At 72.3% G+C, this 6109-nt stretch carries 6 protein-coding genes; 5 read left to right on the top strand and 1 reads right to left on the bottom strand.

Translation table 11 applies throughout. The annotated features are described in order from the left end of the window. Positions 1-60: 60 nt before the first annotated feature. A complete protein-coding gene (locus DQW85_RS29430) occupies positions 61-1842 on the bottom strand; it encodes an AMP-dependent synthetase/ligase (protein WP_113703106.1) in 1782 nt (593 codons plus the stop codon). 149 nt (positions 1843-1991) lie between these two features. Here DQW85_RS29430 and DQW85_RS29425 point away from each other — a divergent pair, with 149 nt between their 5' ends. From DQW85_RS29425 to DQW85_RS29405, 5 genes are all read left to right on the top strand, one after another. Then, positions 1992-2759 carry a metallophosphoesterase family protein gene (locus DQW85_RS29425; protein ID WP_113703105.1) on the top strand — a complete coding sequence of 256 codons (768 nt, stop codon included), beginning with the start codon at positions 1992-1994 and terminating at the stop codon, positions 2757-2759. 108 nt (positions 2760-2867) lie between these two features. After that, the gene (locus DQW85_RS29420; RefSeq protein ID WP_113703104.1) at positions 2868-3305 is read left to right on the top strand and encodes an SRPBCC family protein; all 438 of its coding nucleotides are present in this window, start codon (positions 2868-2870) and stop codon (positions 3303-3305) included. Position 3306: 1 nt separating this feature from the next. Beyond that, on the top strand, positions 3307-4509 hold the full coding sequence (locus DQW85_RS29415) for an ArsA family ATPase (protein ID WP_113703103.1): 1203 nt from the start codon (positions 3307-3309) through the stop codon (positions 4507-4509). A gap of 34 nt (positions 4510-4543) precedes the next feature. Then, positions 4544-4975: a DUF5304 family protein gene (locus DQW85_RS29410; RefSeq protein WP_113703102.1), complete on the top strand. Its 432-nt coding sequence runs from the start codon at positions 4544-4546 to the stop codon at positions 4973-4975. 11 nt (positions 4976-4986) lie between these two features. Next, the gene (locus DQW85_RS29405; protein WP_113703101.1) at positions 4987-5919 is read left to right on the top strand and encodes an ROK family glucokinase; all 933 of its coding nucleotides are present in this window, start codon (positions 4987-4989) and stop codon (positions 5917-5919) included. Positions 5920-6109 lie beyond the last annotated feature (190 nt).

Here is a 6109-nt window from a genome sequence, read left to right as displayed (position 1 = left end):
GGCGTCGCCGATCACCCGTGGTGATCGGCGACGCCCTCCGCCCGGTGTCCGGTCCGCCTCTCAGGAGGTGTAAAGGGCCTCCACGTCGCCGGCGAAGTCGCGCATCACGATGTTGCGCTTGATCTTGAGCGTCGGCGTCAGGTGGCCGCTCTCCTCGGTGATGTCCGCCTCCAGGATCGCGAACTTCTTGATCTGCTCCGCGTGCGACACCGCGCTGTTGGCCCGGTCCACGGCCGCCTGCACCTCGGCCACGATCCGCGGGTCCGCGCGCAGCTCGGCCACGCTCGCGCCGTCGCGGCCGTTGACCGACGTCCAGTGCTCCAGCGCCTCGGGGTCCAGGGTGATCAGCGAGGCCACGAACGGCCGGTTGTCGCCCACGATGACGGCCTGCGAGATCAGCGGATGCGCCCGCAGGGCATCCTCCAGCGGGCCCGGCGCCACGTTCTTGCCCGCGGCCGTGACGAGGATCTCCTTCTTGCGGCCGGTGATGCGCAGGTAGCCGTCGGCGTCGAGGTCGCCGACGTCGCCCGTGTGGAACCAGCCGTCGGCGTCGATGACCTCGGCGCTGGCCTGGTCGTTGTTCCAGTAGCCGTCGAAGACGTGCCTGCCCTTGACCAGGATCTCGCCGTCGTCCGCGATCCGGATCGTCACGCCGGGCAGCGGCTTGCCGACCGTGCCGATCTTGTTGCCGCCGGGCATGTTGACCGTGCTCGGGGCCGAGGTCTCCGTCAGGCCGTACCCCTCGAACACCTCGATCCCGACGCCCCTGAAGAAGTGGCCGAGCCGCTCGCCCAGGGCCGAGCCGCCGCAGATGGACGCCGACAGGCGTCCGCCGGTGGCCGCGCGCAGCTTGCCGTACACGAGCCTGTCGAACACCGCCTTGCGCAGGCGCAGCCCGAGGCCCGCGCCGCCCGAGCCCTCCGCGCGGCTCCAGGCCACCGCCACGTCGGCGGCGCGGGCGAAGATCGCGCCCTTGCCGCCCGCGATGGCCTTCTGCTCGGCGCCGTTGTAGACCTTCTCGAAGACCCGCGGCACCCCCAGCAGGAACGTCGGCTGGAACGCCGCCAGGTCGGGGGCCACGTTCTTCATGTTGGGGGTGTGCGCGACGACCGCGCCCGCCTCGACGAGGACGACCTGGAGCAGGCGCGCGAGGATGTGCGCCAGCGGCAGGAAGAGCAGCGCCGCCGGGTCCTTGATGGTGAACAGCGACTCCATCGGGCCCGCGAGCGCGTTGCGGGCGTTGAACAGCAGGTTGTCGTGGGTGATGCGGCAGCCCTTGGGCCTGCCGGTGGTGCCCGAGGTGTAGACGAGCGTGGCCAGGTCGGCCGCGCTCACCCGCTCCCTGCGCTCCTGGAAGACCTGGTCGGACACGTCGGAGCCGCCGATCGAGCCGTCCAGCGCGGCCTCGACCCGCCAGACCTGCTTCAGGTCCGGCGCGGCGGCGCGCACGGTCTCCTCGTGCCCGTCGAGCTCGACGAAGATCGCCTTGGCGGCGCTGTCGGACAGGATCCACCGGACCTGCTCGGTGGAGGACGTCTCGTAGATCGGGACGGTGACCGCGCCAACCGACCAGATCGCGTAGTCGATCAGCAGCCACTCGTAGCGGGTGCGCGACATGAGCGCGACCCGATCGCCGTGCTCCACGCCCGCCGCGATGAGCCCCTTGGCCAGGGCGACGACCTGATCACGCAACTCGCCGGCGGTGACGGCGGGCCAGGCATCGCCGTCCTTGCGGCGCAGGACGACCGTGCCGGGCTCCTGCTCGCCCCGCCTGAACACCGTGTCGGGCAGGCTCGCGGCGGCAGGAACATCAACCAGCACGGGGACGGTGTACTCGCGCACGGGCCACTCCTCCATGTGCACGCTTCGTGAACGGCCAGGACGTTACCGCGATATGTTACGGGCCGGTAGCTTCGACATCCAGGCGTTATAAAGGGCAACAATCACGCTAGCAGCCACCGCTCGTAGGATTTCCGCATGAGGGCTGGGTCATGAGGGTTCACGTCGTCAGTGATGTGCACGGCCGGGCCGACGCGCTGGCGCGAGCCGGTGACGGCGCCGACGCGCTGATCTGCCTCGGCGACCTGATCCTCTTCATCGACTACGACGACCACGCGCAGGGCATCTTCCCCGACCTCTTCGGCGCCGAGCAGGCCAGGGAGTTCATCGCGCTGCGCACGGCCAAGCGCTTCGACGAGGCCAGGGCCATGTCCGCCCGCCTGTGGTCCGCCCTCGACGGCGACCCCCGGGAGCACATCGAGCGCAACGTGCGCGCGCAGTACGAGCGGCTCTTCGCCGCCATGCCCGAGCCCGCCTACCTCACCTACGGCAACGTGGACATCCCGCGCCTGTGGCCCGACTACCTGCGCCAGGGGCACAGGGTGCTCGACGGGGAGGTCGTGGAGATCGGGGGGTGGCGGTTCGGGTTCGTGGGCGGCGGGCTCAGGACCGACTACCGCACGCCGTACGAGATCGGCGACGAGGAGTACGCCGCCAAGGTGGAGGCGCTCGGCGAGGTGGACGTGCTGTGCTCGCACATCCCGCCCGCGCTGCCCGAACTGCTGTACGACGTGGTGGCCAGGCGCCTCGAACGCGGCAGCGAGGCCACGCTGGAGGCGATCAGGAGGACGCAGCCGCGCTACGCCCTGTTCGGCCACGTCCACCAGCCGCTGTTCCGGCGCGCCCGCATCGGCCGCACCGAGCTCGTGAACGTCGGCCATTTCCGCGGCAGCGGCGTCCCGTTCGTCCTCGACTGGTGACCTGCGCGACTGGGTCCGGCGGTCCGTCGCAAGTGGCGGATTGTGCACTACGGTGGGCCGCGTTCAGCGGTCCATCGCAAGTAGCGGTTTGTGCACTACGGTGGTCGCATGGCTGATCGCACCACTTCGAGCATCACCATCGACGCCGACCGCGCCGCCGTGATGGCGGTCATCGCCGACTTCCCGGCCTACCCCGAATGGGCCGGGCAGGTGAAGAGCGCCGAAGTCCTCAGCACCAGGGCCGACGGCAGGGCCGAGACGGTGCGGTTCGTCCTCGACGCCGGCGTGATCAGTGACACCTACACCCTCGGCTACACCTGGCAGGGCGACGAGAGCGTCGGCTGGCGCGTGGTCGAGCAGGGCAAGATGGTCGCCGAGCTCGACGGGAGCTACCGGCTGGCCGGCGCGGGCGCCGGCACCGAGGTGACCTACGAGCTGACCGTCGACCTCAAGGTGCCGATGCTCGGCATGCTCAGGCGCAAGGCGGAGAAGGTCATCGTCGACACCGCTCTGAAGGGCCTCAAGAAGCGCGTCGAAGGTCGCTGAGGTGAGCCCGCGGGTCCTGCTCTTCACCGGCAAGGGCGGCGTCGGCAAGACCACGGCCGCGGCGGCCACCGCGACGCTCGCCGCCAGGCGCGGCCTGAAGACGCTGGTCGTCTCCACCGACACGGCGCACTCGCTGGCCGACGCGCTCGGCACCGGGCCCGGCGAGGTCGCGCCCGGCCTCCACCTGCACCAGGTGGACACGCAGAAGTCTCTCGAACGCCACTGGGGCGAGCTGCAGGACTATGCCCGTGGGCTGCTGGTCGAGCTGGGCCTCGACGAGATCACCTCCGAGGAGATCACCGTCCTGCCGGGCGCCGAAGAGATCATCGCCCTGCTGGAGCTGCGCGAGCACGCCCAGGCCGGCACCTGGGACGTCATCGTGGTCGACTGCGCCCCCACCGCCGAGACCCTGCGGCTGCTGGCCCTGCCCGAGGCGCTCGACTGGCACATGAGCAGGCTCATGCCGATCGGCCGGCGCATCATGAAGCTGGCGTCGCCGTTCGTGCGCGGCGTCGCGCACGTCAGCACACCCGGCGACGAGGTCATGAGCGCGGGCGAGCGCCTGCACCGCGGCCTGCTGGAGGTGCGCGAGCTGCTCACCGGCGACCGGGCCTCCGTGCGGCTCGTGCTCACACCCGAGTCGGTGGTGCTCGCCGAGGCCAGGCGCACGCTCACCTCGCTTAACCTGTACGGCTACCGGGTGGACGCGGTCATCGCCAACCGGGTCTTCCCCGCCGGAGGCGCCGACGAGTGGCGCACCCGGTGGGTGACCGCCCAGTCGAGGCTGCTCGCCGAGGCCGAGGAGTCGTTCGCGCCGCTGCCCATCCACACCGTCCCCTACCTGCCGGCCGAACCGGTCGGCAGGGGCGCGCTGGCCGCCGTGGGCGAGGCGCTCTACGGCGAGGCCGACCCGTTCGCGGCGCCCTCGGTCCGCCCCCCGCTGCGGCTGACGGCCGACGAACTGGCCCTCGACCTGCCCGGCGCCGACCGGGCCGGCGTCGATCTGGCCCGCAAGGGTGACGAGCTGATCGTCACCGCGGGGCCGTACCGCAGGATCCTGGCGCTCCCGGTGGCGCTGGCCCGCAGGGAGGTCAGCGGCGCCGTGCTCCGTGACGGCATCCTGAGGGTACGGTTCAGCTCGGGAGACGAATCCGGCACGGCACCCGAACCCGGCGACGGAGGCACGAGGTCGGCGGCGACGTGAGCACGGCGGGCGCCCCACGGACAGGGAGGGCCACATGAGCGAGACCAACGACAGAGACCCGATAGGCACCGTCGCCGACGAGGCGCGCAAGCTGTTCGACACCATCCAGGGGCGGGCCACGCGCCAGGTCGGCAGGACCGTGCTCGGCTCGTTCACCGGCGGCGGACGCCGGGAGAGGGACGTGTGGGGCGAGGCGGTCGCCGAGCCCGAGGATCAGTACATCTGCCGCGCCTGCCCGGTGTGCCGGGCCATCGCCGCGCAGCGCGAGTCGGGCAACGACGTCGCCGGGCACCTGGTCGCGGCGGGCGGCGAGCTGTTCGCCGCGTTCCGGCAGACGGTCGAGGCGCTGAGCAGGCCGGCCCCCCGCCGGGCGGCTCCCCACGGGCCGCGCGACGACCACAGGAGCGATCACGACGGGCGCGACCCCCACGGGCGTGACGACGTGCAACACATCGACCTGGGATAGGGGCGACGGCAATGCTCACGATCGGCGTGGACATCGGCGGCACGAAAGTCGGCGCGGGCGTGGTGGACGAGGACGGCGTGATCGTCGCCCAGACGTTGCGGCGCACCCCCGCCGACCGGCCCGACCTCGTCGCCGAGACGGTCGCGGACGTGGTCCGCGAGCTCGCCGCCGGCAGGGAGATCGAGGCCGTCGGCGTCGGCGCGGCCGGGTTCGTCGACGAGACCCGCTCGATCGTGCGCTTCGCCCCCAACCTCGCCTGGCGCGAGGAGCCGCTGCAGAAGAAGATCAGCGGCCTGGTCGGCCTGCCCGTCGTCGTGGAGAACGACGCCAACGCCATGGCGTGGGGCGAGACCAGGTTCGGCGCGGGACGCGGGCAGTCCCACGTCGTCTGCGTCACGCTCGGCACCGGCATCGGCGGCGGCCTGGTCTTCAACGGGGCCCTGTTCCGCGGGCGCTGGGGGATGGGCGCCGAGCTCGGGCACATGCAGGTCGTGCCGGACGGCCGGCCGTGCGGGTGCGGCCAGAGGGGCTGCTGGGAGCAGTACGCCAGCGGCAACGCGCTCGTCATCGAGGCCAGGCGGATCGCCGACGCGCACCCCGGATGCGCCGGGATCCTGCTGGGGCTGGCGGGTGGCAAGATCGAGGGCGAGGAGGTCACCGAGGCCGCCCGGCGCGGCGACCAGGCCGCGCTGGAGGCGTTCGCGAGCCTCGCCGACTGGCTCGGGCAGGGCATGGCCGACCTGGCCGCCGTCCTCGACCCGGGCTGCTTCATCGTGGGCGGCGGCGTGTCCCGGGCCGCCGACCTCTTCCTCGACCGGGCGCGTGAGACGTTCGCCGAACGGCTGACCGGCAGGGGGCACCGCCCGCTCGCCGAGGTGCGGCTGGCCGAGCTCGGCGCCTCCGCGGGAGTGGTGGGCGCCGCCGATCTCGCCAGGCAGCGCTGACGGAGCTACATTCCGTCTGTGACGGTCAGGATCGCCACCTACAACGTCCGGGGCATGAAGGACAGCGTTCCCGCGCTGGTGCGCGTCATCGGCGCGATGCGCGCCGACGTGCTCTGCGTCCAGGAGGCGCCGGGGCGGTGCGGCCCGCGGGGCGGACGGCGGGCCCTGGCGGCGGCGTGCGGCATGCGGG

The sequence above is a fragment of the Nonomuraea lactucae genome (assembly GCF_003313395.1).
GTDB classification, from domain to species: Bacteria; Actinomycetota; Actinomycetes; order Streptosporangiales; family Streptosporangiaceae; genus Nonomuraea; species Nonomuraea lactucae.
This window is presented reverse-complemented; position numbering and strand designations above follow the sequence as displayed.